General features: G+C 38.5%; 13 protein-coding genes. 4 read left to right on the top strand and 9 right to left on the bottom strand.

Features of this window, described 5'->3' with window-relative positions:
- Nucleotides 1-10 precede the first annotated feature (10 nt).
- The 4 genes from GD631_RS04395 (at nucleotide 11) to mutS (ending at nucleotide 9,205) form a co-directional block, all read left to right on the top strand.
- Entirely contained in the window at nucleotides 11-1,105 is a 1,095-nt protein-coding gene (locus GD631_RS04395; RefSeq protein WP_143258827.1) for a glycoside hydrolase family 99-like domain-containing protein, read from the top strand.
- 60 nt (nucleotides 1,106-1,165) lie between these two features.
- The gene (locus GD631_RS04390; RefSeq protein ID WP_143258828.1) at nucleotides 1,166-3,190 is read left to right on the top strand and encodes a metallophosphoesterase; all 2,025 of its coding nucleotides are present in this window, start codon (nucleotides 1,166-1,168) and stop codon (nucleotides 3,188-3,190) included.
- Nucleotides 3,191-3,311: 121 nt separating this feature from the next.
- Nucleotides 3,312-5,936 (top strand): hypothetical protein, encoded by a 2,625-nt coding sequence (locus tag GD631_RS04385; RefSeq protein ID WP_143258829.1) that lies wholly within the window; start codon nucleotides 3,312-3,314, stop codon nucleotides 5,934-5,936.
- 680 nt (nucleotides 5,937-6,616) lie between these two features.
- Nucleotides 6,617-9,205: a DNA mismatch repair protein MutS gene (mutS, locus tag GD631_RS04380; RefSeq protein WP_143258958.1), complete on the top strand. Its 2,589-nt coding sequence runs from the start codon at nucleotides 6,617-6,619 to the stop codon at nucleotides 9,203-9,205.
- Nucleotides 9,206-9,343: 138 nt separating this feature from the next.
- On the opposite strand, the gene lgt is transcribed toward mutS, so the two are convergent.
- The 9 genes from lgt to GD631_RS04335 all read right to left on the bottom strand — a co-directional run bounded on the left by lgt (nucleotide 9,344) and on the right by GD631_RS04335 (nucleotide 23,869).
- Entirely contained in the window at nucleotides 9,344-10,177 is an 834-nt protein-coding gene (lgt, locus tag GD631_RS04375) for a prolipoprotein diacylglyceryl transferase (protein WP_143258830.1), read from the bottom strand.
- A gap of 19 nt (nucleotides 10,178-10,196) precedes the next feature.
- A complete protein-coding gene (locus GD631_RS04370) occupies nucleotides 10,197-11,114 on the bottom strand; it encodes a ketopantoate reductase family protein (RefSeq protein ID WP_143258831.1) in 918 nt (305 codons plus the stop codon).
- A 47-nt stretch (nucleotides 11,115-11,161) separates the two neighbouring features.
- Nucleotides 11,162-12,265 carry a redox-regulated ATPase YchF gene (gene ychF, locus GD631_RS04365; RefSeq protein ID WP_143258832.1) on the bottom strand — a complete coding sequence of 368 codons (1,104 nt, stop codon included), beginning with the start codon at nucleotides 12,263-12,265 and terminating at the stop codon, nucleotides 11,162-11,164.
- Nucleotides 12,266-12,425: 160 nt separating this feature from the next.
- Entirely contained in the window at nucleotides 12,426-13,700 is a 1,275-nt protein-coding gene (locus GD631_RS04360) for a DUF4302 domain-containing protein (RefSeq protein WP_143258833.1), read from the bottom strand.
- A gap of 93 nt (nucleotides 13,701-13,793) precedes the next feature.
- A complete protein-coding gene (locus tag GD631_RS04355; protein WP_143258834.1) occupies nucleotides 13,794-14,792 on the bottom strand; it encodes a putative zinc-binding metallopeptidase in 999 nt (332 codons plus the stop codon).
- Nucleotide 14,793: 1 nt separating this feature from the next.
- A complete protein-coding gene (locus GD631_RS04350; protein WP_143258835.1) occupies nucleotides 14,794-16,476 on the bottom strand; it encodes a RagB/SusD family nutrient uptake outer membrane protein in 1,683 nt (560 codons plus the stop codon).
- A gap of 14 nt (nucleotides 16,477-16,490) precedes the next feature.
- Nucleotides 16,491-19,811, bottom strand: coding sequence for a SusC/RagA family TonB-linked outer membrane protein (locus GD631_RS04345; RefSeq protein ID WP_143258836.1), 3,321 nt, complete (start codon nucleotides 19,809-19,811; stop codon nucleotides 16,491-16,493).
- A gap of 21 nt (nucleotides 19,812-19,832) precedes the next feature.
- Nucleotides 19,833-21,962, bottom strand: a complete 2,130-nt coding sequence (locus tag GD631_RS04340) for a DUF4906 domain-containing protein (protein ID WP_143258837.1) — start codon at nucleotides 21,960-21,962, stop codon at nucleotides 19,833-19,835.
- Nucleotides 21,963-22,246: 284 nt separating this feature from the next.
- Nucleotides 22,247-23,869, bottom strand: coding sequence for a hypothetical protein (locus GD631_RS04335; RefSeq protein WP_223225868.1), 1,623 nt, complete (start codon nucleotides 23,867-23,869; stop codon nucleotides 22,247-22,249).
- Nucleotides 23,870-23,917: the final 48 nt, after the last annotated feature.

The raw sequence follows: 23,917 nt of genomic DNA, 5'->3' as shown, positions 1-23,917 counted from the left end.
AATGAAGGATATGAAAAAGATAACTATTATATTGCTCGGATTCATCGCTTTGTTAGCTGTATCTTGTGATAAAGACGAACATTTGGCTCCTGATAAGAGCAAATATGTGTATGATATACCACAGACGGATTTACCTGTGGATGCGATAGTCGGTGCTTATTATACCAATATAACTTCCTCTTCCAGCTGGTTAAAGTCCGGTAAGAAAATATATGCCGGTACTCCTTTGTTGGGTGAATATTTGTCTACAACTAATGGAGTGTTACAGCAACAGCTTGCTTGGGCGGATGAGGCTGCCTTGGACTTTCTTATATTTACCTGGGATGCAGCTTCGGCAGATAATACATTGATTACAAACTTTAAAGCTGCACGTACGGCAACCAATGCAAAAGTCCGCTTAGTGATCAATTATAACACCAAACATCTGAAAGTATCTAATGACAAACCGCTTCACGAGGAAGAGAATTTGAATAAGATGATCAATGATTTTACGAATACTTTAGTACCTTTATTTAATGAGGAGGCCTATTACAAAATGAACGGAAGACCGGTAATTTTAATAACTCCGTCTAACCTTTCTTCTTCTGCATTGAAGAGTATTGATTATTCTTTGGTCATTCCGGCATTGAAGAAGGCTGTATCAGAATTGGGGTATGATCTTTATACGATTGGAGAATTTACTACCGGTTGGGTAGCTCCGGTGAATTATGAGGAACATCAGATTGCTTCTTTTGATGGAGTGACGGTGAATGACTGGTCGACGAATATGTATGACCGTTATTATGCCTTTTTCAGTTTTATTGATTTGAATTGGGCCAATTGGAAGACTACAATTGCCAAATGGAATACAGACTTTGTCCCTTGTATCTTTCCTTCTTATAATGACCGTGTCAATTCGACTTCAAGTTATAAATATACTTTCGGACAAGATGGAGAGACAGCTGATTATATTAATTTCTGTAATGTAGCTAAGCGGAATATCGGAAGTAAGAATATTGTGTTAGTCAATTCATGGAATAATTACCAGAAAGGGACAAATTTGGAACCGACAGAGGAGAACAAATCCGAATTTCTGAAGACAACCAGAAATCAGTTTAAGAAATAAGAGTTATTAATAGCGGGATACATCAGATAGTTGTATCCCGTGGTAACAATCAAATAATTTATGAGAAAGAAAATAATAACGGTCATTTGTTTTCTCTTGGCTATTTTCATATCCCAAGGGGTAGCTGCCGGTTCCACGCCTTTTTTCTTTTTGCAACTGAGTGATCCTCAATTCGGCTTCATGGATAATAACAAGAGTATTTCTGCGGAAACAGAGGCCATGAATAAGGCTGTGACAGCTATTAATCGGTTGAAACCTCCGTTTGTGGTGATAACCGGTGATTTTGTGAATAACTCGAAGAGTAAGGAACAGATTGCCGCTTATAAGTCAATGATTGCTCAAATAGACCCTTCAGTAAAGGTTTATATGATTCCGGGAAATCATGATATAGGTAAAGTTAGCCGGGCGTCTATAGATAATTATAAAAAAAACTACGGAGAAACTCATTTTTCATTCAGGTATGGTGAGTGTGCATTTATAGGTATTGATTCAAATATAATAAAAGAAGAGGACAAGGAGCGGGAAGAAGTTCAATTTAAGTGGCTGGAACAGGAATTGCAGAAAACGAAGGATGCCCGATTCAGATTTGTTTTTACTCATTGCTCTGTTTTTCTGAAACGGATGGATGAACCTGTAAATTATTCAAATTTCTCTTTGCCTATGCGAGAAAAATATGTGCGTTTGTTTCAGAAATATGGAGTGAATGCCGTTTTTTCGGGGCATCTGCATAATAATGCTTATGGAAAGGAAGGTAATTTGGAAATGATAACGATAGGCCCGGTAGGCAAAGTATTGGGGACGGGTTATCAAGGTTTGAATTTAGTGAAAGTATATCCGGACCGGTTTGTTAGTGAATTCATTGCCTTAAATCAACTTCCTGAAGAGGTGGCGATGTCTGATCCGGCGACAAAAACGACGGAGTCGATGAGTCGTGTCCGTTTCAAATCAATAAAGAATTTAGTGATGGCAGGGTATCAGGGTTGGTTTAATACTCCTGAAGACGGTGCCGGGCTGGGTTGGAAGCATTTTGAAAAAGAGAAAGAGTTCAAACCGGGCAAATGTACCATTGATCTTTGGCCGGATGTTTCGGAATATGAGAAAACTTATGAAACAGCTTTTAAGTTACCTGATGAAACACCTGCAAAGGTCTTCAGTTCGTATGATGCCTCCACTACGGATTTGCATTTTAAGTGGATGCAGCAATATGGAATTGATGGGGTATTTATGCAACGTTTTGTCGTTTCTATACGGAATCGGAAAGGAAAGGATAATTATAATAAAATATTGAATAATGCTGTTCTTTCGGCAGAAAAGTATGATCGGGCAATTTGCCTGATGTATGACCTTTCCGGTATGGAAGCCGGTGAAGAAGATATATTGATACGTGACTGGAAAGAGCTGTGTGAGAAGTATAAACTAGTTTCCCGGAGCAACAATCATTATGTTTATCATCACGGAAAACCGTTGGTCGCTGTTTGGGGAATAGGGTTTAATGATCACCGTAAATATGGATATGAGCAGGTAAAGAAAATCATTGATTTCCTGAAGAGTGAAGGTTGTTCCATATTGGTAGGTGTACCTACTCATTGGCGGACATTAACGATAGATGCTGTCTCTGATACGAGATTACTTGAACTGGTAAAACAGGCGGATATTGTTCATCCATGGTTGGTAGGACGTTTTGATAGTAATACGTATGAACCTTTTCGAAAATTGATAGAGGAAGATATAAAGTGGTGTAAAACGAATGGCAAGGATTATATGCCAGTGCTGTTTCCGGGGTTTAGCTGGCATAATATGAAAAAAGATGCTCCGCAAAACATGATTCCGAGATTGGGGGGACGTTTCTTTTGGAAACAGGTGACAGGTGCTGTAGATGCAGGAGCGGAGAGTCTTTATTTGGCAATGTTTGATGAGATAGATGAGGGGACGGCTTTCTTTAAATGTACAAATACACCTCCGGTGGGTGAAAGTTCTTTTATCACTTATGAAGGAGAGACAGCCGATCATTATCTTTGGCTGGCAGGTGAAGCAGCTAAATATTTGAGAGGAGAACTGCGCTCATCCCGAATGCCGGTTCGCTAGGGATGTGGAGTTATAACAGCCGGATATCTTTCATTGTTGGTGCAGAGTATCTATATTATTTTAATATCCTAAGATTGAAGATACATATTTTTTATATCTTTGCTTCAAATAAGCTTCTGCTATGAAATATATCCGACTGTTACTTTATATTTTATTTATCTCGAAGGCTATAGTCATTTGGGGGGGTGAAAATCTCGGAGGCCTTTCTTTTCGTGCATATGAATATTCAAAAGATGAACGTACTTCATTCATCATACCGTCCGGTAATCAGGGAGTGGATTTTAAAGATTATTTATCAGTCTCTTTTGATTTGAAAATTAGGGAAAAAGGCGAACATTTTGGTTATGTATGCCGCATGATTATCGGTAATAGCAGTAGTCTCAATCTGATATTGGTTAATCCTGTGAACGAAGAGCCTTATCTGTGTTTTATCAAAGACCAGCAATATTTAGGAAAGCTGCACTCTTCCGCAGCAATTGATATTCATAGATGGAACAGGATAAAGATAGAACTGGAGTATGGGAATGATACATTATATGTCAGAAATAATGGTCTTCTTATTTCTAAAGAGAAAGCTAATTTCCCGGACAATCATTCTGTTAAGGTTTGTTTTGGTGCAAATAAATTGGCTTCTTACACAACCTCGGACGTGGCTCCTATTATTTTGAAGGATGTGCAGATCGGTCTGGCACCTGGCTGCGTAAAATATGAATGGTCGTTGGAACAAGCAGTATCTGACACTTTGCTTCAGGATAAGTTTCAGCGGATGACCGCTTTTACATCCAATCCGGAATGGATTATTAATAGGCATATGTATTGGAAACATATGAAAACGTTATCTTTCTCATCCAAGACTTTTCCCGTTCCATGTGAACCTCAGTCTGCCTGTTATTTTGTTGCAAAAGATCGCATTGTCAAATATGATTTAATACAGAGTACAACCAAAGAATATATATTCTCGCCATTGATTGATGTAAATCGGATCACTAACCAGTTTCTTTTTGTTCCTTTGAAAGATAAAGGTAGCCAGTTGGTTTATTATGACTTTGAGAAGCCTGATGGGGAGAATCTGTCTTTTTTCAATTTTCAAACGAAAAGTTGGTCTATTCCTATCCAACGGAAAAGGCAGTCTTCCTATACACAACATAATCGGTTTTTCAATCAAAAAGATTCATCGATTGTACAAATTCTGGGATATGGGTTTCACTTGTATACCCGTGAGTTGAATAGAATATCTCTGTCGGGTGAAGTGATAAAGGGAGAGTTGTCGGATGTGATCGCTCCTCGTTATTTGAGTGCCATTGGGAAGACCGATTCGCTGATTTATATTTATGGAGGATTGGGAAATGACTTGGGCAAGCAAGAATATGGGGTTGTTCATTATAAGGATTTGTATAAATTAAACCTGAATGACTATTCTTTGGAGAAAAAGTGGTCTATGCCGGAGAATCTTTGTGACGAAGTGGCTGCTTCTACACTGATAGTTGATGAAGAAGAAAAAGGCGAACATGCGAAAGGGTTATTTTTTTCTTCAGGCCGTTTTCTATCTTCTTTGGTTTTAAAAGATTTAAATTTGGAGAATGGACAAGAAACCGTTTTAGGTGATACAATACCCTATACTTTCTTGGATGTTAATTCTCATGCAGATTTAATTTATCTTGCTTCAGAAAAATGTTATTACGCTGTAACAGTTCATCAGGTAGAGGGGAATAATTATGAAGCTAATATTTATTCTATTGCATCTCCTGTGTTGCCTATTCAAAATATGACGGTACAGGACAACAGGGGGACTTGGTGGAAATTGCTGTTTATATGTATTTGTGTAGCAGGTTTAGGGGGAATCGGGTGGAGATTGAAGAATGGCAGAAAGCATGATAAGAAAGAAGTTATATCTATTTCGCGACAAGATATTTGTGAAAAAGAAGAAGGGATTGTTTTAGATATAAATAGTGAGAAAGAAATTCAAGAAAATGACCACCTGTATTCCTCGTTTGAAGCTCCTGTGCTGAATACCACACCGGGAATTTATATGCTGAACGGATTTCAGGTAATTAATCGGGATTTAAAAGATATTACCGGAAAACTCACGCCCATTATGCGGCAATTATTGTCTGTTATTATTCTTTATTCCAATCAGAATAATAAGGGGATTTCCAATATCAAGTTAAAGGAATTGTTGTGGTATGATAAATCAGAGGAGAGTTTCTCTAACAACCGTAGCGTAAATATACGTAAGATACGTCTTTTGTTGGAAGAGGTGGGAGACACGGAGATATCATCAGCAAATGGTTATTGGTACTTTCTTAATAAGGGACATGTATATAATGATTATACCATAGCTAATCAGTTAATACAAAAGATGGCGTCTTTAGATGTAGTCCATAAGGAAGATCTGGAAAAATTGCTGAGCCTGGCTTCGTTTGGTCAATTACTTCCTAACATGCAATTTGATTGGGTAGATAGTTTTAAAGCGGATTATTCCGATTCAATGATTGATCTTCTGAGTCGGTTAAGAGATAGCAGGCAATTTGCTGGAAATGATAACTTGAGAATACAAATCTCAAATTGTATTTTGCGATTTGATTCGCTAGATGAAGAGTCTGTTCGTGTTAAGTGCCGAGCTTTGGTCGATTTGAAACGTATGGGAATGGCATATACTGCATTTGATCAATTCACCAAGGAGTATAAGCTAATATTGAATGAGGATTTTAAATATAGTTTTGAGCAGTTTATAAGTGAAGTGTAATTGGCAGACTTTGCCTAATTCTTTATTTATAATTTCACTCATAACGGTATAGAAATAAACTGATCCGCACGGAAAGAAATTAAATAATATAGTTTAGATTTTTCTCCACTGTATAAACAATCTATCTGAGACCCGGGTCTCAGCATCTATGACACCCGGGTCTCAGGTATGCCAACACCCGGGTGTCAGTACCATTGAGACCCGGGTGTCAGATAGAACTCTATTACTAAGCGTTTTTTCTTTGTTACTAGAGTAAATAAAATTCCGATGCATCTAATATTTATTCAAAACGGTGCAAAAACGAGTCGTTTTAAAGATAGCTGTTCTGATAGGAAACGTCCGGACATAAAAAAAGGAGCAACGCCTTGCTCCAACCTTTGTTAACCTTAAATCTAATACTATGAAAAACACATTGCAAAGATACGGACTCTTGGGAAATTAGCAAATTATCCAAGAAAAATAGCATGTTTTATAACACGTTTTAATAGTTTTCTCCTACTTGTTAAGAAATTACTCCTCCTTATTTCAAGGTATGTAACATTAATTTTGAAAATTGAATCGGAGCATACCGTTGATTCTCTGCTGAAAAACCGTTATCTTTGCAAGGATAATCACATTATGTACTCAATAAAGAAGAAAAGGAGACACCCGTGAACGAAGAAGAGATCGTCCTCACCCCGATGATGAAACAGTTTCTGGATTTGAAGGCAAAACATCCGGATGCAGTGATGCTGTTTCGTTGCGGTGACTTTTATGAAACATATTCTACGGATGCCATCGTTGCCGCCGAAATTTTAGGGATCACACTGACAAAACGTGCCAATGGGAAAGGAAAAACTATCGAGATGGCAGGTTTTCCTCATCATGCCCTTGATACCTATCTTCCGAAATTGGTTCGCGCCGGAAAACGTGTTGCTATCTGTGACCAGCTGGAAGACCCGAAAATGACGAAGAAGCTGGTGAAGCGTGGCATTACCGAATTGGTTACTCCCGGTGTTTCTATCAATGATAATGTACTGAACTATAAAGAGAATAACTTCCTGGCTGCCGTTCATTTCGGAAAAGCTTCCTGTGGAGTTGCCTTTCTCGATATTTCTACCGGTGAATTCCTTACGGCAGAAGGTCCTTTTGATTATATAGACAAGCTGTTGAATAACTTTGCCCCTAAGGAAATTCTTTTTGAACGTGGCAAACGCCTGATGTTTGAAGGTAATTTCGGTAATAAGTTCTTCACATTCGAGTTGGACGACTGGGTATTTACAGAAACGACTGCCCGTGAGAAACTGCTGAAACACTTTGAAACGAAGAATCTGAAGGGTTTCGGAGTGGAGCACTTGAAGAATGGCATCATTGCTTCCGGCGCTATTCTGCAGTATCTGACAATGACGCAGCATACACAGATTGGCCACATCACTTCATTAGCACGTATTGAAGAAGATAAATACGTCCGTCTGGATAAGTTTACGGTGCGTAGTCTCGAGCTGATTGGCAATATGAACGATGGCGGAAGTAGCCTGCTCAATGTGATCGACAGAACAATCAGCCCGATGGGAGCGCGTTTGTTGAAACGTTGGATCGTTTTTCCGTTGAAGGATGAGAGACCAATCAATGAACGCTTGAACGTAGTGGAATATTTCTTCCGTCAGCCTGATTTTAAGGAACTGATTGAAGAACAGTTGCATTTAATAGGAGATTTGGAACGTATTATTTCCAAAGTGGCTGTAGGGCGTGTGTCGCCCCGTGAAGTCGTTCAGTTGAAAGTTGCCTTACAAGCGATTGAGCCGATAAAACAGGCATGTATGGAAGCTGATAATGCAAGTTTGAATCGTATTGGCGAACAGCTGAATCTTTGTATTTCTATTCGTGACCGGATTGCCAAAGAGATTAAGAATGATCCTCCTTTACTGATAAATAAAGGTGGAGTGATTCAAGATGGTGTGAACGCAGACTTGGACGAATTGCGGCAAATTTCCTATTCAGGAAAAGATTATCTGCTAAAGATACAGCAACGAGAGAGCGAGGAAACGGGTATTCCGAGTTTGAAAGTGGCTTATAATAACGTATTCGGTTATTACATCGAAGTCCGTAATGTCCACAAAGATAAAGTTCCTAAAGAGTGGATTCGTAAACAGACGTTAGTCAACGCAGAACGTTATATCACGCAGGAACTAAAGGAATATGAAGAAAAGATTTTGGGAGCGGAAGATAAGATTCTGATTCTGGAAACGCAGCTATATACGGACTTAGTACAGTCATTGATGGAATTTATTCCACAGATACAGATTAATGCGAATCAGATTGCACGTCTGGACTGTCTGTTGTCATTTGCCAATGTGGCCCGTGAGAATCGTTATATCCGTCCGATTATTGAGGATAATGACGTATTGGATATTCGTCAGGGGCGTCACCCGGTAATAGAAAAACAACTTCCGATAGGGGAGAAGTATATTGCCAATGATGTAATGCTGGATAGCAATACACAGCAGATTATTATTATTACAGGTCCGAACATGGCCGGTAAGTCTGCGCTTCTGCGTCAGACAGCATTGATTACGCTATTGGCTCAAATCGGCTCGTTTGTTCCTGCGGAAAGTGCTCATATCGGTTTAGTTGATAAGATATTTACCCGCGTAGGAGCGAGCGATAATATATCAGTCGGTGAATCTACATTCATGGTAGAGATGAATGAAGCGGCTGATATCCTGAACAATGTTTCTTCCCGGAGCCTGGTATTATTTGACGAGTTGGGTCGTGGTACCTCTACGTACGACGGTATTTCCATTGCTTGGGCTATTGTAGAGTATATTCATGAACATCCGAAAGCAAAAGCACGTACCTTATTTGCTACGCATTATCATGAATTGAATGAGATGGAGAAATCTTTCAAGCGTATCAAGAATTATAATGTATCAGTGAAAGAGGTGGATAACAAGGTAATCTTCCTTCGTAAACTGGAACGTGGCGGTAGTGAGCACTCTTTCGGTATTCATGTAGCAAAGATGGCAGGTATGCCGAAGAGCATTGTGAAGCGTGCCAATGAAATATTGAAGCAACTTGAATCCGATAATCGTCAACAGGGAATAACAGGTAAGCCGTTGGCAGAAGTGAGCGAGAATCGTGGAGGTATGCAGTTAAGCTTCTTTCAGTTGGATGATCCAATTCTTTGTCAGATTCGCGATGAGATATTAAATCTTGATGTGAATAATCTTACTCCTATTGAAGCGCTGAATAAGCTGAATGATATAAAGAAGATAGTCAGGGGGAAATAAAGCGAAAATGTATATAATGTCTTAGGGTATGTTTTCGATCGTTTTCCTGGCATTAGAGGGAAATGGTATTTATTTTATTGATAAAAAAAGAGGGATTAGTGATGTTTGAACCGCTAATCCCTCTTTTTCTGATTTAGGCTAGGCTATTTTCTTTTTCTTCTTGTCATAGAAGAACATAAAATAGACACCTATTATTATAAACGGAACGCTTAACCATTGTCCCATATTGAGCATCATGTTGTTTTCAAAATCTTCCTGGTTTTCTTTCAGGAATTCGATGAAAAAGCGGAAGGTGAAGATATAAGTCAGGCAAAGCCCGAAGAAGAAGCCACGGTGCAGTTTTTTGCTATAATTCTTGTACAGATAAATCATGATGAAGAACAGGATAAGATAGGCGATGGCTTCGTAAAGCTGTCCCGGATGGCGGGGTTGCATATCCACACGTTCAAAAATGAATGCCCAGGGTACATCAGTCGGCTTGCCGATGATTTCAGAGTTCATCAGGTTGGCAAGACGGATGAAGCAGGCTGTGATTGGAGTAGCTACGGCAATCATGTCCAACACATCCATATAATGGAGCTTTGTCTTACGGCAATACAGCCAAAGTGCTACTATCAATCCCAATGTACCGCCATGACTGGCCAATCCTTCGTATCCGGTAAACTTCCAGTTTCCGTCCGGCATAAACTTGATGGGAAGGATCATTTCCCAGAAATGAGACAGATAATATCCCGGATCATAGAACAAACAGTGTCCCAGGCGGGCACCGATCAGAATACCAAAGAAACAGTAAAAGAAAAGCGGGTCAAACTTCTTTTCTTCTATCTTTTTGTCCCGGTACTGGTAGTGAACAACAACATAAGCAAAGAATATTCCTACTGCCCACAATAATCCGTAATAACGGATAGAAATGCCGAACAGGTTGAATAGTTCGGGATTCGGGTTCCAGGTGATGTTGAGAAGTGAATACATAGGCTTGGTAGTTATTTATTTATAGTGACTGTTCTTTGAATTTTTCCGCAACCATTCGGTATGTTGGTATATCAATCCCTTGTTCTTCGGCGGCTGCAATCATATCGAAGAGCAATCCCTGTATTTCAGAGTCATGTCCGCGTGCCAGATCTTTCTGCATGGAAGCAGTGCTTTCGGGATCAAGTTTGTCGATGACTCTCAGATTGTAGCTGATGGGGTCCTCCGGGAATTCAATGCCCAGTTTCTTTCCTAAGGCGGCGCTTTCCGTAGAAAGTCCGATAAATGTATCCCGTATCTTTCCCGGTTTCTGTACTTCTCCCATCGGAACATCGTAGTAAGCGCCCGTCACAGCCATTGCAGAGATAAACGACCATTTGATAAACGTATCCCGGTTGATGTCCGATGACAGGTCTACCTTTATGCCTGCTTCCTGCAAGTCTTGTTGGATGGCTTCCAGCAATCCGGGCTTTACAATTGTACCGTGATGGGCACCATATACTAGACGGAATATCTTTCCCATTTGGGTGATTTCTCCTGTGCCGGATACGAAACCTACGATATAGATGCATCCGTCGAGAACAGTAACTTCCGGAACCAGCTTTTGTATGCGCGGTCCTGTGCCGTACACATTCAGTATAGGGATGACGACCGTGTCTTTGTGTGCTGCCCTTTTAATCAGTTCTATGATAGAATCGACCGAGTAACCTTTCACGCATACGAATACCACATCTGCTTTTCCATTGAATTCTTCAGCGGTAGTTGCCGGAATCCGGAGCGTATGTTCGCCCTTCAAATCCGACTTCAGTTTCAAACCGTTCGTTTGAATCGACTGCAAATGAGCTCCACGGGCAATACAAGTTATATCTTTGCCTGCCAGCGACAAGAATCCTGCGATACTGCCGCCTACACCTCCCGTTCCTGCAATGAGATATTTCATATTGTTAGCGAATTAGTAATTAATAAGTCGTCGGTGGTTACTGATAATCACACGTTGAAACGGAAATGCATGATGTCGCCATCCTGTACGACATACTCTTTTCCTTCCACGCCCAGTTTTCCGGCTTCTTTCACAGCTGCTTCCGAGCCGTATTGGATATAATCTTCGTATTTGATAACTTCGGCACGGATAAAGCCTTTTTCAAAATCGGTGTGGATTACTCCGGCACATTGAGGAGCTTTCCATCCTTTTTCGTATGTCCAGGCACGTACTTCCTGTACACCGGCAGTGAAATATGTTTCAAGATTCAGGAGTCTGTAAGCAGATTTGATAAGACGTGCTACGCCCGACTCTTCCAGCCCTACTTCGGCAAGGAACATCTGACGGTCTTCATACGTTTCCAGTTCGGCGATGTCCGCTTCTGTTTTAGCTGCGACAATCAGGATCTGAGCATCCTCGTCTTTTACGGCTTCGCGTACCATATCTACGTATTTATTTCCGTTTACTGCGCTTGCTTCATCAACATTGCAGACATACATTACCGGTTTGCTGGTCAATAAGAACAGTTCGTGAGCAATCTTTTGTTCGTCTTTTGTTTCAAAAGTCACTGTACGTGCAGATTTTCCCTGTTCCAGTGCATCTTTATATTGAACGAGTACATCGTAAGCCAACTTTGCAGCTTTGTCTCCACCCGTCTGTGCTTGTTTTTGTACTTTCTGGATACGGCTTTCGATCGTTTCCAGATCTTTTAGTTGGAGTTCGTAGTCGATGATTTCTTTGTCGCGGACGGGATTTACGCTTCCGTCTACGTGTGTCACGTTCTCGTCATCGAAGCAACGGAGTACGTGGATAATCGCGTCTGTCTCACGGATATTGGCAAGGAACTTGTTTCCCAGTCCTTCTCCTTTGCTTGCGCCTTTCACCAGTCCGGCGATATCTACTATTTCTACAGTTGTAGGAACAATTCGTTGGGGATGTACCAATTCAGCGAGTGCATTCAGACGTTCGTCGGGAACAGTGATTACACCTACATTGGGTTCAATTGTACAGAAAGGGAAGTTTGCCGCCTGTGCTTTTGCGTTCGACAAACAGTTGAAAAGTGTCGACTTACCCACGTTCGGTAGTCCGACAATACCACATTGCAATGCCATTTATCTATTTCGTTTTTATTTAGTTATCGATAATCGACTGCAAAGATAGGCATTCTTTTAGATTATATGCATTTGATGGAAAACAAATACTTCTTTCTTATATCTATTTAATGAGTAAGGGATGCCGTTTTCAGGCATCCCTATAAATGTAAAGTAAACTTTAGAACGTCATAGGTACGCCTACCATGACACCAAGTGTCTTATCTTCTGCAGGAATTAGCGAGGACATCACATATTGGCTGGAATTGTTGTACAAAGCCGGCCAGCTTTTAATGAAGAATTTGTGTTTTTTAAAGTAACCATCTAAAATAGGTGACAGACATTTGTCGAACTCTTCGTGATTAGGATTGCTTGTATCGAACGGTGTATAATCTCCAAAAGTGATAGAACCATCTGAATTCTTCTGATAGTTGAATGTATAATAGAATCCGTAAGTATCGGCTCCTAATGAACCGTTTTGATATATTTTATAACCAATCTCCACTATACTTCCGTCTGTGTACATGTGTATGGCAACATACACAATATAGAATTGAGTTTGAGTGAATGCAAATAAATTCGAAACAGCAGCTTTATGTTTATCAAAATATTCGGATGACCATTGATTTTGCATATCGTTGTACACTACCATTGTCTGATGAATTGCTCCTGGAGGTGCATTGAATAGAGGAACAATTGGTGTAGTACCTCCTTTAATTTCAAGTATATCATTGCCTACTTGTGTAGTGTATCCGGTGGATGTCTTGTTGAACTGATAAATTTCGTAACCATCAAGGATTAACGGGTTCATCATTACGATATTTCCGTTCAGGTCTATTTTAGAACCTTCTATTTGTAGGGTTGGATTTCCGTTATAAGCGGATAAGAAACCGGTTTTTCTACCATTAGATACAAAATCGTACGCTTGTCCTTTATAATTGAAAGTAAAGTATTTCTTTTGATATATAGGGGCCTGATCCTGATTTTCCATTAAGGCACCATCTTGGATGGCCTCTTTTTCTTCATTGGTAGCTTTAGTCAGTGTAGCTTCCATTTTGTTTTTTCTTCCTTTTAGGAGGAACTGGTCGTTTTTGTAGGATATAATTTCGTATTCGTAGTCTGCTCCCAGTCCGGTTCCTGCTTGTCCGGCACCATTCATCAACTGATTTGGATCAGCAAAGATGGATAAGAAAGAATATGTATCAAATGAGATTGTGGGTCCTTGTAGTGCTTTTAGTATATAGCTACTTTCAAACGGACTCGATTTTAAGTCACGGTAATATTCTACATAATCGAACATCATAGATACTCGATTGTCCGGAGTGAATTGCATCCATAAGGTATGAATACCCCCTAATTGGGTATTTATTTCTGCAATCCATCCATCGGGGGCTTCTGTGAGTATATCAGTATATTCTTGCATTTTAGATTGAATCCGTTTGTCAGGATTTTCCATATAAATGTCGGTCTCATTACTGCAAGATGAAAATATACTGCACAGTGCTACACAGATTAGAAGATAATATGTATAAGTTATTTTCATGATTTTTTATTCTGGAGTGTTTTCATTTACAATTTGATTAATAGCATCTTGTACTAAAGACACTAATCCTTTATTTCCCATTGCGTTGTCATAAAACTGTACGTTCCATACATTTTTAAAGTAATTGACCACAATTTCTTCTTTAGCCAATAATCTGGTTAAAGCCGTTTGTGCCTGATTGGCAAGGGCGATACGTTGTGCTGTTTCTTCCGCGGTCTCACCTTCTGAAGGAGGAGACGTTGTTAAACTCTCGAGTAAATTAATCCGATAGTCACGCCATTCTTTTCCATACACCATTATTAGTGAGGCCACTTCAACGAAATCTTCATCAACTCCCGACATTGCATATGGGGAATAGAATCCGGCAAGCAATGCGCTTACTTCTGTTTCGGAAGTCCATCCTGTCGGATTATAATCTCCGGCTGATATATCTTTGAAACTGGAATCATACATTTTGGTTTGATGGAGAATATGGGCGAATTCGTGTTCGATGGTATGCATGATAGAACGTATCCAGTCTGCATCACCCGGATTGTAGCTGTTACCATCAAACAATGTAATTTTACGGGCACCTTCAGCCTGTCCCAATACTTGACTGCCATCTGCATTATACTCCGGGCTACCTACCAAAATGATTTTCTTAGGTGTCATTTCTCTAAGAAATTTATCTCCTGCCAATTGTTTATAAGGCTCAAACCAAACTCGTTGAATCATATCCATAGAAGGTTTTACGAAGCGTTCCATAATAGGGACTAGTTGGGCAGTAGTGTTCAGTTCATAACTGTTCCATTTATATTTCACTTCGATATTATAAGCTTGGGTATAGTTTTCATATAACCATTTATCCAGTTCATTTTTTTGCTCGTCATTTCCACCCAATCCATAAATCTCTTGGTCAAGATTGAGTTTGTCCTCATTACAGGCAGTGAAAATAACAGTACTAATGCAGAATAGTAGCATGAAATATGCTTGTATCCATTTGGCAATGTGATTTGTTGTTTTCATTTTATTCCCATGTATTATTTACGTTATTTCTTGGATTAAGTTTTATTCCCGAAATAGTTGCCATTTCCGGAATTTGTAGTACCCTTCGGTCGTCGTCCGGCATTAAGCTGGACTTGCTGCCGTTAGCCTGGGTATGGGTGACGGGGATATTCCAGCGTACAATATCATACCATCTAAGTCCTTCATTATAAAACTCTATACTTCTGAAATCAAGTATTGCAAGTAGGATACCTTTTTTCAAATCACTCCAAGAGTCTGTCTGATTGTACTTATTGATGAAGTGATCAGTATTATTAAGTTTGGTTTTATAGAAATTGAGTATCTTATCGCGTGTAATACATAATTCTTTAGAATCATAGTATCTGCTTGATGCCGGGCTTCTTGCTATAACAAAACGTTGGCTGGCATATAAATTTAGATCAGCGATAGCTTTGTCATATTGGTTAAGCATTAGGTAGGCTTCTGCACGGTTTAATAACACTTCTTCCATTCTCAAAACAGGAATATTGGCATACGGCAAAAAGTTGGATGCGTCTAAAGATTCTTGTTTAGTAAATTGGGTAAATTTAGGTATGAAGTAGAAATTGGATGTACCGTAATAGGGAATAGCCCACATGCCATTTGTAACATTATCTGCATTGATTGTCTTGCCAATGTCAGTAGAAGATAAACCATATCTTGAATAGAAGGGTAATTCTCCCCAGGCGATTGAAGACAATGCTTCTGTAATCAATAAATTGGCATTGGTGGAAGAACTGCAGAAATACGAACGCATTTCAATATATCCACTTGCATCCATGTAAGTTGTTGCAAAAGGATGAAAGTTGTTGCTTACAAACGAAAATGCAGGATCATCTTTTGAGATATATTGTTGCGGTGTGCCATCTTGATTTTTAAGAGGTTCTCCTTTACTATCCGTCAATGTTTCAAATTGTGACGGTATGGAAATGAGTTGATTGGCATACTCAAGTACTTTGTCGTATTGTTTCATGAATAGATAAAGGCGGGTACCAAAGGCAGCGGCTGATTTTTTGTTGAAATGATATTTGGGAGCAGTGTAAATGCTTCCATCTGTCATAAGAGGATAGCTGTCTTCAAAATCTTTTGTGATTTTTCTATAAGTGTCTGCCACCGTTTCCCGTTCATACTGTTCTACAGGTCGTGTTTCGGGTTTTTCTACATAAGGAATACCCGGATATAGCGATGCAGTTGATTCATCATATTGCTGGGCAAAGAGTGAAGTAAGGCAAAAATGTGAGAAGGCTCTTGTCATGAGTGCTTCTCCCTTTTGGTTGATTATGCTTGAAGGAGTTCCCAGCTCGTCGATAGAAGCTAGCGCCTGGTTGGATACTGCAATAGCTGCATAACATCCTGTCCAGAATTTCTCGAAAGAGTCATTCCCATTTTCTATTACGTCTTTCCATAAGAAATTTTCACCCATAAAGCTGAATAAGGCTCCTGGTTGCGCACCCGAGTAAACACTTCCGAAGTCGGTTATGTAATCACAACGAGTGTTGACAATAGCTGCATAAGAGACTTTCGGATACGCATTTACTAATAATGCGGATACTTTATCCGGAGAATCTATTTGAGTTCGTTCGTCGGGCACCTTGTCCAAAAAGTCAGAGCAACTGGTGCAAAAGGATATGATTCCAATATATAAGTATATTCTAATTCTTTTCATTGTATAAGGAGGATTTAGAAACTGACATCTAATGAAAAAATAACTTGTTTTTGTATTGGTTGGGCCACACCACCGGTATTGACAAATTCAGGGTCCTGTCCATTCAATTTTTTATCAGAGTATAGTAACCATAAGTTTTTGCCGGTTACTCGTAAACGAATATCTGAGAATAACTTCCACGACTTAAAAAGCTTCTGCGGAATGGTATATCCTAAAGATAATGATTTAAGGCGGATGAAATCCCCTTTCGCTACCCGTATATCTGAATAATTGTATGCTGAATAAGGATAAGTACTGCTTAAATCCGATATCAGATCTTTATCAGCTATTGCAGGAATATTAGTATGTTTTTCATCTCCTCTGAATTCCCATCTGTTAAAGAACTCTTTGGGGGTTGCTTGAGAATCATTATAAATGCTGTTAAATACAGGATTCAATCGGATTACATTTCCGGCTTGGAAAGTGAAGAAAATATCTAATGAGATTCCTTTCCAAGTAAAGGAGTTGTTAAATCCTCCTGTATATTTGGGGTCTGTCGGTCCTTCGTATTTCAAATAATCCGTCGAGGTACTTTGAAAATTGATATCACTGGTGATATCACCATTTTCATCATAGAACATTGGTACACCATTTTCAGGATTCAGACCGGCAAATGGTATAGAGAAAAGCCCGTTCACCGGATATCCGTTTTTGTTTCCTCCTGTGATTTCCACTAACGTGTTCACTTGTGGCTGTTGCATTGAATTCTTGATTTCATTTTTGGAATATCCCATAGTGAAGGAGCTTGACCACATGAAGTCTTTTGTTATGATAGGTTTTCCTGACAATGTTATATCGAAACCGGAGGCGCTTAAGTCGGCACTATTGGCCCATTTATATCTTTCTCCTCCAATTCCGGAGACTTTTATTACACTTAACAAGTCGAAACTGTTTCGGATAAAATAGTCAAAAGAGAAGTCGAGCCTTCCTTTAAGGAAAGTGGCATCAAAACCAAAATTAGATTGATAACTCTTTTCCCATGTCAAATCAGAATTACCTAATGTGTAAATTTCAATGCCTGATTCGATGTCCGTACTTGGGCGCGTAGTATTAGAATTTATAAAAATAGGTGTTGCATTTGATAATGGAGGCATACTGGCTGTTAATCCAACGCCGGCACGTATCGCTAATGCATCCAACCAGACAAAGTCTTTCATGAACATTTCATTACCTATATTCCATTTTCCACTGATATTCCAGGTAGGCAACCAGCGGGCTGAACTGGAATTTGCCATTGTGTTGGAGCCGTCATACCGTACTGTTCCGGAGATGGAATATCGTCTGTCATAGGTGTAATCAACATTTGCATAAAAAGCGGCAAAACGATCGTATGTCAAAGCTCTTGAATAATAATCAAAATTTTGCTCGATCATTTGTTTCATTATAAGATAGTTCATACTAACAGTGCCTCCCATGTCATATTGGAATCCGTAGCCGGTGTTGCTGTTCGTTTGTCTATCGGAATATTTGATTTGTTGTCCTAATAATGCGTTGAACTCATGTTTCTCATTCCATATTTTGCTGAAACTAACAGAGTTTCTAATATCATAATTTAATAATAAGTTTTCGGCAGTATTATAGAATCCCCCTTTGGGGAGAACAACAATCGGTTCGGCTGACGGATCACTAGGGTCCTTGTAGAGGTAGGGATTGTTTTCCCGAATGGTAGAATTGCCGGCTGCACGATAGGCATTTGCCATATTAGAATTTTCGTGTATTTCATGCTCTTGCTTTGAACGTACATAGCGGATAGCTCCGGTAAAGTTGTATTTCAATCCTTTGATAATTTGCCAGTTAAATTCGGCTTGGGCTTTTAAATCTATTACATTCAATTTGATATAGTTGTTATCGAGCTCTTCTAAAATATTGAATGGGGCAAAGTTGAGTGTATAATATTCCCGTTCCCCAGTTGAATCGTATGCTCGTAATGCACGGCTTGTGTTTAGCGCATAATTGAATGGATTTATATCAAAATTACGTGAGGAAATACCGCTTACAACATCACTGGAACGACTTAATGAACCTGGAGCATTCTGCATCCTGACAGAACCTACTGTTTGAAAACTAAATCCGATTTTGTCATTTAGTTGGTAGTCATTTCGGAAGTTCATTGTGACTCGGTTCACTTTGTCGGCGACAGTCCATCCCGGATCGTTCAAAAAGCCTAAGGAAATATAGGATTTCGACTTTTGCGAACCACTTGATACACTTAATGTATGTTCATTCATTATGGAATTGCTAAATAGCAAATCGAACCAGTCTGTATTAGCTGCTGCGTGTTCCATTAGAAAGTTGTGACGGGCTGCATATGTGTTCTCTAAAAGGTATTGTTGTTTTGTTTCATCCCATGTGTTAATTCTGTTATACATGATTCCATAAATACCGGAAGACTGGTTGTTTACAATGTCCGAGGTTAATAAACCTTTTCGTTCCATTTCTGCATACACAGACATCTGATCGGCCGAATTCATAATATTGAATTCTGAATAACGTGGTTTGGCCCGTACCGTGTAGTTTCCGCTATAATGAATACGTGGTTTTCCTTCTTTTCCTCTTTTAGTCGTAATTACAACTACTCCATTCATAGCTCTGGCTCCATATAATGCTGTTGCGGCAGCATCTTTTAATACGTCAATTGTTTCGATATCGTTGGTATTGATACCTGCTACGGAGGAACCTAGCAGGGTTGTCGGATCACCGCTTGCTAGTTGGTCATTAGATACATTTACTACATCTTCCAGGACGATTCCATCTACTACCCACAGCGGCTTGTTTTCTCCATTGATAGATGTTGCGCCACGTACACGTATTTTAGGGGCACTGCCGAAAGTGCTTGATACATTTTGAATCGATACTCCGGCAGCTTTGCCTTCCAGCATACGGCTTATGTCTGTTTCACCAGGCAAATTAATATCATCAGCTTTGATTTTAACGGAAGAGCCGGTGAAAGTTGTTTTTTTGAGATTCTGAAATCCTGTGACTACCACAGCATCCAATAAAACAGAGGACTCTGATAATAATATCGTGACTTTCTTTTGTGTTCCAATGTTAACCTCTTTAGTCTCATATCCCATAAAACTGACGATAAGAATATCGTTATTATTTACTTTCAGAGTGAAAGTACCATTATTGTCAGTAGTTGTTCCGCTCTTGACGTTCTTTATAGTGACACTGGCAAATGGGATAGGCTCCTGGTTAGTAGCATCTAGCACCTTACCGGTAATACTATGTTGTGCACTGGCCCTTGTAAGGCCAATGCACAATATGATAAATAATAGAATAATGTGTTTATTCATGTACCTGTTTTCTTTGGTGATTTATTCTTTTACACAACGTACGCTATAACCTAAGTATCTGCCGTCTGCATTGTTAGGCATGATGGGAAAGAATGGTCCGTCATATTCGTCCACTAATGTTGCAGAGAATATATGATAACTATAGGCATTATTAGGATTGTCCGGATAACTGCCCAGCCAACCATTTTGTGCAGTTTTGTATTCAAACAAACTTCCTCCCGGATATTGACCGGTAATGGCATTTAAATGTCCTCCAAACGGGTAAAATGTTTTTATGGAACTATTATTAGGGCAAAGATATATACCATTGTCAACGTCTTCTCCGTTTATTTCATCATAAGTGTTCATTTTATAAGGCACTCTCCAGCCTGCCGGACATGGATCGTATAGTGTTTTGGTTTTTTCATCACTCTTTTTGTACCATAATTCTGTACTACCACTGCCTTCAATTAACCAGTCTTTATAAGTAAAATGGTCTGCATCTCCCAAGAAATAGGTATCCGGGTTTTTCACAGCTGTTTCTTTAGATACGGGACCTTTTGCTGTTTTGATATGAATGGAGTAAACGTCTCCCCCTAAAGAGCTGGTTCCTAACTTAGTGATTTGGCTCCAATCAGTCATTATCGGATCCTTTCGACCGCATTGATAATACATACCGATCGTTTTCGCACCGTCAGTTGGTGTTGCACTTAGTGCACCTAAGTTGCGATCCATCATTGCCTGGGTGGACCCATCTTTCGTTTGATTGTTATCAATTCCCCCAAAACGGTAGATAGCTCCTCCTGTAACATCTGCTTTTCCAGGGTTTTGAGAAATTGCAGGAATTATTCCATTAATATCTCCTCCCGGATTATAATCTGTAATCCAAATGTGCCAGCTCCATAATGGTTTAGCGTCTTGAGCAGGTTCTCCTGCTGTTGCGTCGTAAATACCTATTAATACATTACCTTCGTTTCCTGTAGGTTTGATTCCTATATAATCATTGGCGGAGCTTCCTTGTTGGGTGGTGAATTTCAGTAATTCCTTGGAACTATCTTTTGTTATGATACGGGCAATCCATTTAGTTACTTTTCCTTGGTTGTTTCCGTCATTCAACATATGATCTGTTTTGAAGCCGCCTTCTTCTGTTCCCCAAAATGCATTTACTCGTTTCACAGGAACCAGTAGCTCATGTTCTGAATTTGGATTCAGTATATAGCAGTTAGCTTCAGCTGCAATGCCTTCTAATGGAATCTTTTCAATAGTGATGCGTTTATCACTGGCATCTGCCAGATTAAGATTAATATTGTAATTATATGCATTATTTCTTGTTACATTGAAATCTTTTTCATTTTCTCCAATGAACATTTTGAAAGTTGCTATTTCTTTATTGCCTTCACTCATTCTTTCACCAACAATTTCAATGAAAGTCGCTAGTTTATCTGTTACCTTGTCTTTGTCTGTTGTGATATTAGAATTTGTTCCCATTAGGTTCTCCGCTATGTAATGGGTATAATTTTCTTCACCGATAGTACATGGGATTTCACTATAGTCTGCAATATTACCTTGGGATAATGTTCCCTTACTAAAGTAATACATTTTATATATATTCTTTAATGCTATGGAAGTTAGCTGGAAGTCAGAAGAGGTATTATTGATAGTGAATTTTACTTCAGCTGCAATTCGTTCTAATGTGATAGCATCTAATGTTTGATTTTCTTTGGTAATAGAAACTACTTGCTCTCCTACTAGCGGAATTGCGTTAGATGAATTGACTGGTAATGTATAAATAGTATTCTTTAGTGCTTCATAGGTTTGTTTTCCTAATTGGAAAACAATGCTTTTATCTACATTAGCAATTACTACCAGTTTCATATTAGCCCCTGCTACTAATTCTACTGTTTCTGCAGAGTTGATACTGAATCGTAGTTCTTTTATAACTGCAACATTCTTACCTTGTTGATCGAATTCTAATAACCAAAAGTTTTCAATAGAAGTTCTGTTATCATTTATATTGGTTCCCATTGCGTTGATAGGAGCAATATTTAATGATACATTTACATTTGTTTTTTCTCCTTCCGGAATAATAGAGGTGTTTTCGTCGTCTTTTGAACAAGAACTGAAAATTGCGCTTATGATAAGATATGCGCTAAGCCAAATTAGGTTCTTCATAATTCTAGTTTTAAATAATTAATATTGATTTTTTTGCTATATCACATTTTATATTATATATTAATAGTTTAATCAAGATGTTATTATAGAATCTGATTTTGCTTACGTTTGATATTGCAAAGTTATGGAATATGATTTATGAATACAAAAAAAGCATTGGACAATAGATGTTATATAAATCGCTAATAATTAATATATTAATGTAAATAGGTATAGATTACCATTGGACAAATGGCAATTAAATGCTTTTATTATGAATAGATGTTAATGTAAGGAGGGATATTTCAGAATCTTTGAATAAAATCATCTAAAGAGATGTTTTTATCTGTAATGTTTAGTTTTTCTTGTTTGATTCTAAGTTTTCTTTTGCTAATTGCAGCTTTACTTCTGCAGTAGATATTGGCAAGGGTATTTAAATCTAATTGTATTTTTATTAAACAGCAGAACTGGATTTCATTTTTGTCGAGTAGTGGATATTCTTTCTTTAGTCTTACTGTAAATTGATCAAAAGTAGCATTGATATCTTTTTCCAGATTAGCAAAATCCTCATTAGAAAGTTTGATAGCGAGATCGTTTGTTTTATTATTTAGAGATGGAATGTTGATAGCCACTAATCTGCGTAAAAAGTCTGCTTGTAGTGAAGATAGTTTTTCTTCTTTTTGAAGATTTTCTATAGCTTGCTGTTGTAGTTTATCTTTGGCTTGAGATATTTCTTTTTCTTGTTTTCGTATGCGTTCACTCTTCTTTTTGTAGGTTATGAAGTAGCATAATCCTGTAATTAGTAACGCGAAAGCTGCAATTGCACTTATTTTATATACAAGAAAACTAATTTCTTCCATCTTTTTAGATAGTTCTTTGTTGTTTTTCTGCAGTTTTTCGTTTTGAAATAGATTCTGCATTTTAATAATTGCCACGCTTTGGTTTTGATCTTCTATCGAATCTCTTAATAGTTCATAGGTTTTGATAAATTCTAACGCTTTAAGAATGTTGCCTTTTTTTTCATAAATTTCTCCCAGATAACTATAACTGAGTGCTTTTGCATATATATATTGGTTCTTACCGCTTAGGGTAAAATAATGGATAGCAGAATCATATTGTTGTATATCTTGAAAGATTACTCCTTTGATAATGTAATTGTTATATCGGTCAATTGAATCCTTTTCACATGCAATGGCCTCATTGCAGATTTTTAGTGCGGAAATATAATCTTTTTTATTTATATATGCATAACATATATCGTTTAAAGCAGAAGAGGTGGCTTTGGGATGTACTTTTTGAGCAATAGGGAATGCCTTTTCGAAAAAATAAAGTGCGCTATCGATTTGCTCTTTGGTAGAATAAGCATGTCCCAGATCTGCCAATGCATAATAAATAGACAGACTATCTTTAGAAATCTGTGCATAATTATATCCTCTCCATGCCTCTGTTAACTTATAATCAAATAATCCTTGTTTAGAGTAGATGTCGCACAAGTCATGGGAAATTTTGAATGCTAGATTGTAGTCATTTGCTTTCTCCGCGAAATCTCTTGCTTTTAATAAGTGTTGAGCAGCTTCCTCTATGTTTCTTATTTCTTTACTGATAAGTGCTGTATAAAAATATGTTCTTGCTGTTAGTATCGGGTCGGATGTGTCTTTGGAAAAATAATCAAAAGCTTTAAAAACAAATGAGTCCGGAACTAAGCTTTGAGCATTGTTATATTTTGCTTGAGCTACTAATAGGCACCATTTTGCATAATCCTTTGGGGACATATTTTCAGGATGCTGGATAGCTTTCAAATATGCCAGGGAACTGTCAGGATAAAAATTTATTAGTTGGTCAGCCTTTGATAGATTGGGGTGCGGATTACAAGAAGTAAATATACTAATTACTCCCATAATAACTGCGATAAGCGTATCTTTCCTCATTCCCATTTTCAAGACTTAACAGACCTTACAAAAGTATGAGTAAAAATA

The sequence above is a fragment of the Bacteroides luhongzhouii genome (assembly GCF_009193295.2).
In the GTDB taxonomy this organism is placed as follows: Bacteria; Bacteroidota; Bacteroidia; order Bacteroidales; family Bacteroidaceae; genus Bacteroides; species Bacteroides luhongzhouii.
This window is presented reverse-complemented; position numbering and strand designations above follow the sequence as displayed.